At 37.5% G+C, this 4,615-nt stretch carries 6 protein-coding genes; all 6 read right to left on the bottom strand.

All coding sequences use genetic code 11. The features are described 5' to 3' along the window. The coding region (locus tag ACR2MV_RS12420) for a DUF2147 domain-containing protein (RefSeq protein WP_434022241.1) at positions 1-289 on the bottom strand (289 nt) is incomplete at its 3' end. Positions 290-291: 2 nt separating this feature from the next. Beyond that, on the bottom strand, positions 292-690 hold the full coding sequence (locus ACR2MV_RS12415; protein WP_434022240.1) for a hypothetical protein: 399 nt from the start codon (positions 688-690) through the stop codon (positions 292-294). Then, entirely contained in the window at positions 683-1,129 is a 447-nt protein-coding gene (locus ACR2MV_RS12410) for a hypothetical protein (RefSeq protein WP_434022239.1), read from the bottom strand. Before ACR2MV_RS12410 ends, ACR2MV_RS12415 begins: the two co-directional genes overlap by 8 nt. A gap of 84 nt (positions 1,130-1,213) precedes the next feature. Beyond that, entirely contained in the window at positions 1,214-2,974 is a 1,761-nt protein-coding gene (locus ACR2MV_RS12405; RefSeq protein ID WP_434022238.1) for an arylsulfatase, read from the bottom strand. Between the two features lie 5 nt (positions 2,975-2,979). Then, entirely contained in the window at positions 2,980-3,807 is an 828-nt protein-coding gene (locus tag ACR2MV_RS12400) for a type 1 glutamine amidotransferase domain-containing protein (protein WP_434022237.1), read from the bottom strand. A 117-nt stretch (positions 3,808-3,924) separates the two neighbouring features. Next, positions 3,925-4,497, bottom strand: a complete 573-nt coding sequence (locus ACR2MV_RS12395) for a Crp/Fnr family transcriptional regulator (protein ID WP_434022236.1) — start codon at positions 4,495-4,497, stop codon at positions 3,925-3,927. Between the last annotated feature and the right edge of the window lie 118 nt (positions 4,498-4,615).

The following is a 4,615-nucleotide window of genomic DNA, read 5'->3' as shown; positions in this document are numbered from 1 at the left end:
GCGTATTCCCTTTTGGAGTGATGACTGCTTCATACCATTTCTGTTTTTTAGCAGCGAAAATTTTCCCTTTCCAATTATTGCCTTCTTCTTTTAAATCCCTCAAGATCACTTTTCCAATTTGGGCTTTGGGATTGTCTGATGACTTTATATTACCTGTGATTAGACTTTCTGATTCTGATATTTCAATTTTTGTATTGTCTTCACCTGTATTCCAGGTGCCATTTAGTTGTGATTGTCCAAAAACTGAAAATGAACAAAGTGTTACGACTATTAAAATTAGATTTTTCATATTTATTTTTTTGATGTGAAATAAGTTAAAGATGTTAATAAACAAATTGCAAAGTAGCCAAACATCATATACTGACCATTAAAATCTGATTGCATTTGAACGCCCTGTGTTTTAAGCCCAATGATCCCCACTAAGTACCCCAAAGGAATAATAAGTAAGATGTATGGGGCTATGTGTTTGGCTTTCCAAACTATAATTAGGTAGATGAATGCCGTTAGAAAATTTGACATCCCAAACACGCCTAAAAGATATAAGGTATCAGGGTGAGGATCTATTTTTGCAATGTTGTCAGCTGCATAATTTATATTAAACGTGTGCATGTACCCACGTATGATATCGGCAATAGCAATCACAGTCAATACAATCGCATTAATTTTTAGAGTTAAGGATCTGTTAAGCATTCTTTTTAGTCTTTTGAAGGGATAGAACAAGCATTATCAGCGCTAAAGGAATCATGATGTAATTACCAACACCTCCAGGAGCAGTACCGTCCAAGATAATTGGCTTGTACATCGTAAGTAAAAGTCTACCGGTGTATTCTATAAAAATGAATAAATACATCAATGGAATTAGACTTTTATACCTCCAGAGGACGATGGCATATAAAACTCCAAAAAGCAATTGGGTAAGCCCCCATTCTGCAAAAATGTGAATAACAACATTGGCAGCTTCAACAGAATAGCTGTCCAATGGAATTGTTGCAATACTTTGAGCACCTCCATCAGGAGCAAACATATGTACAAGTGACCTTCCTATTGTAACCGTTGTTAATAAATAAAAGAGGTAAAGAGGGAGTTTATTACCGTTATATGAATTGTCTATTGTTTTCGGAAATATCATTTTTTTTATGAAAATTGATTGAGTACAAATGTAGAGCAGGAATTAGCTAATGACACTCAACAAATGTTGAGAATTTGGGAGTTGTTAGCTGGCTACTTGCCTGTTGGATTTACGCCAATAAATAAAACCAACTATTAGGAGTAAGAAGACTATAAAGTATGGGCCTATTGATTTTAGTAAGGCTATAATAGATTTTTTTCCAACCTCTTTTTGCGCATGATAGCCATTCGGCATCGAAATCACACCAACTTCTGCTTCATAATCCTGATATTCGGATAGCATTTTTTGAAAAAGAACCGCATTCGATGAAGCAATATCATTTGTCTCACCAGGGTCAGCAGATAAATCATACATATGCCAACTGTTATCTCCAATTGGTATATTGTTTTTTACAATTTTATAGTTATTAAAGAAATAAGCTGAGCTATTGGCTACTTCCAAACCAACACCTTCATCATTTGCATAGACAGAAACATTTGTGTCGAGTATATGCGGTAGTATGCTTTTTCCGGTAATAGGTGCATAGCCCTCATTTGCGGAAGTACTAAGCCCTGCCAAATCGTAAATAGTAGGCGCAATGTCAGTAAAAAAGCAAAATTCGTTTGACTGAATTTTACTGGGTAGCTTAGTCCCTTTAATGATCAAAGGCACACGCAATCCACCTTCACCAGTGTAATACTTAAAGTAAGAAAATGGGGATGCTACTGCATTGGCAAACTCAGGTCCTAACGATCCATAATACCCTTTACTGCCATATTTTTCAAGGTTGCGATGATAGCCTTGAGTTTTAGCCCATAGCTCCATCGGTTGATAGTCGGCACCATCTGGGCCATTATCAGAAGTTACAATGAAAATTGTATTCTCAATGAGTCCTTCTTGCGTCAGATAGTTGATATATCTACCTATGTGGAAATCCATAGCTTCAAGCATAGCGGCCGTTACAGACATATCGGTTATATAAACATTTTGTTCTTTCTTAGTGAGTCCGTCCCATTTTCTAAATGGATGATAATCGTTATTCAATTCAGCATTGAAGGGAATAAACCCTAATTGTTTTGCCTTTTCGAATCGTTTTTCACGCATTTTATCCCAACCATTCTTGTAAATAGGTTTATACTTTTCTACCAATTCAAATGGAGCTTGAATAGGGGTGTGGATGGCCTGAAAAGCGATATAGGAGAAAAACGGTTGATCTTTGTTTTGCTCTTCTTTGTGAAAAGAAATGGTTTTATCGATGTATGTTTTAGATGAATAAAAGTCTTCTGGCAAATCAACAGGACTTCCATCAGCATACCACTGAGCAGTAGCTTTCATGGGTAAATACCCTTTTGCTTCATAATTGTCTGCCCCTGAAGCTCCTAAAATAAATGAACGATCGAACCCTCTTTTGATGGGTAGGGTCTTTTGATCATGTCCTAAATGCCATTTTCCCGTCACATAGGTATTATAATCAGCTTCCTTTAAGCGTGTTGCTATGGTTTGGACACGGTCGTTCAATACGCCTCCATACCCCGGTTTTCCCTGGAACTTTTTTGGCAGCATTTCTGGTAAATTCGCCACACCGGCCAAATGACAATCTGAACCTGTCATTAACATCGCTCTGGAGGGTGCACAAACTGGAGAGGCATGCATGTTGGTAAACATCATTCCTTCCTTTGCCAATTGGTCGATGTTGGGTGTTTTTGCCTCGCCTCCAAAAGCACCAAAGTCCATTAAACCCGAATCATCCACCAGAATTAAAACAATGTTTGGTTTTCTTTCGATAGAATCAGCTTGACTGTAAGCTGACGCATACGCACCAACAAGAAGGCAAATGGATAGAAAAACCTTATTAAACTGCAACATGAGAGTTACTTTTTCTCACTTAGAGTTTTCATAATCAACTGTGAGGTCTCATGCCCTGAGTTTTGATTCTGACCGGTAACAAAGCGCTTTTCTTCATCAATAACAGTCAATGTAGCGAAGAAATCGTTGGTTTTGTGATTGGCCTGATAATTGGCCCCAGCTTTTTTCAATTCAGGTTCCGGATGCTTAGGCGTAAACGAAATATCCAATTGCTCCAATTGCTTCATAGTGACACCGGTCATGGTTCTGCCTTCAATTAAATAGTTCCCCACAGTGTCTTTGGCCTCAGTAAAAGCTAAGGCGCCATGACAAACACTACCATAAATAACGTCTGAATTGTAATAGGCATCAGAAACTTTTTCAGCTAAGATTTCGGATTGGGCCATGTCATAAGCAGCGCCCCAGCCACCAGCAAAGAACACGACATCGTATTGTTTAAAATTTACGTCACCTAAAGGGATTGAATTTTTAACTTTCGCTTGGAAAATTTCATCTTTTAAATACCGCTTATCAGATTCTGTTTTTATAAAGTATATAAATGATTGTGGGTCAACTGGGATTTCACCACCCTTAATGCTTGCCACATCTATTTGCATATTGGCATCTAAAAACTCGTAGTATGGAATAGTCATTTCAGAAGCAAACACACCGGTTGGATCACCTGTTGTTTCCCCAGGTTTATTGAGCACTCCGTGGCTGGTAGTTACTATTAGTGCTCTATTGCCTTCTAGGTTGTATTGTTTACTGTCAAAGTCAGGATGGAGTCCTAATGATTTCACTATGGTTGGTGCCAAAATAGCGACGCCAATTACTAAAATTGTTATACCTCCCAACACGTATGCTATTATTCTTTTCAAGTTCATCTTTAAAAGATTTTAGATTAGTGCAAAGATAAAGGTTGGATCCGGTAAAGCCTTTCAACAAATGTTGAGAAATCAATTAGCTGTGAATTATTTATTATTTCTTACTCGACTTAACTGAGTTGGCGTAATCCCTATCATAGAAGCAATAAAGCGGAGTGGGAATTTTTTCAAAAGATTAGGATGTTGCTCTATAATAAACTCATAACGTTCTTTGGCTGAACCTGTCAAAAATAACAGTTGTTGTTTGCCAATTTCACTCATTTGCTGAGCTAAAAATTTGCGAACAACAATGTTTAAAGTAAGGTTGCTTTCCAATAGGCTTTGAAAATCAGTTATATTGGCTACCAGAAGAGATAGGTCTTCTAAACACTCAATACCTAAAGGGGAAGGGTCGTTATTTTGTAGTATGTAAGGATCAGCTATAAAGGAATTTTCTTCGCGTATTCTGGCTGTGACTTCTTCTCCATTGTCCTTGAAAATTACTATTCTTATGGCTCCCTTAACCAAGAAACCAATCTCCTTTCCGGTTTTAAAGGGTTCTTTAAAGTAATCGCCTTTTTTGAACTCTCTGATCTTGAAAATTGAAAGAATATCCTGAATCTCGTCTTCTTTGGGAGAAGAAACTTGTTTAATCAGGTAGTGTCTTAGATGTTTTTCCATTTAATTGTAGCTAACGGTCTACTGCATGAGTAGTGTCGGATTAAAACGCAACTGCTTTTTAGATAGCAAGATACCTAATTAAATTCAATGGCGATTCGAGTCCCGTCCAGACCGCAAC

Origin of the sequence: Lutimonas sp., from assembly GCF_051011215.1 — a bacterium.
Lineage (GTDB): Bacteria > Bacteroidota > Bacteroidia > Flavobacteriales > Flavobacteriaceae > Lutimonas.
The sequence above is the reverse complement of the archived record's forward strand: the minus strand, read 5'-3'. Positions and strand labels throughout refer to the sequence as shown.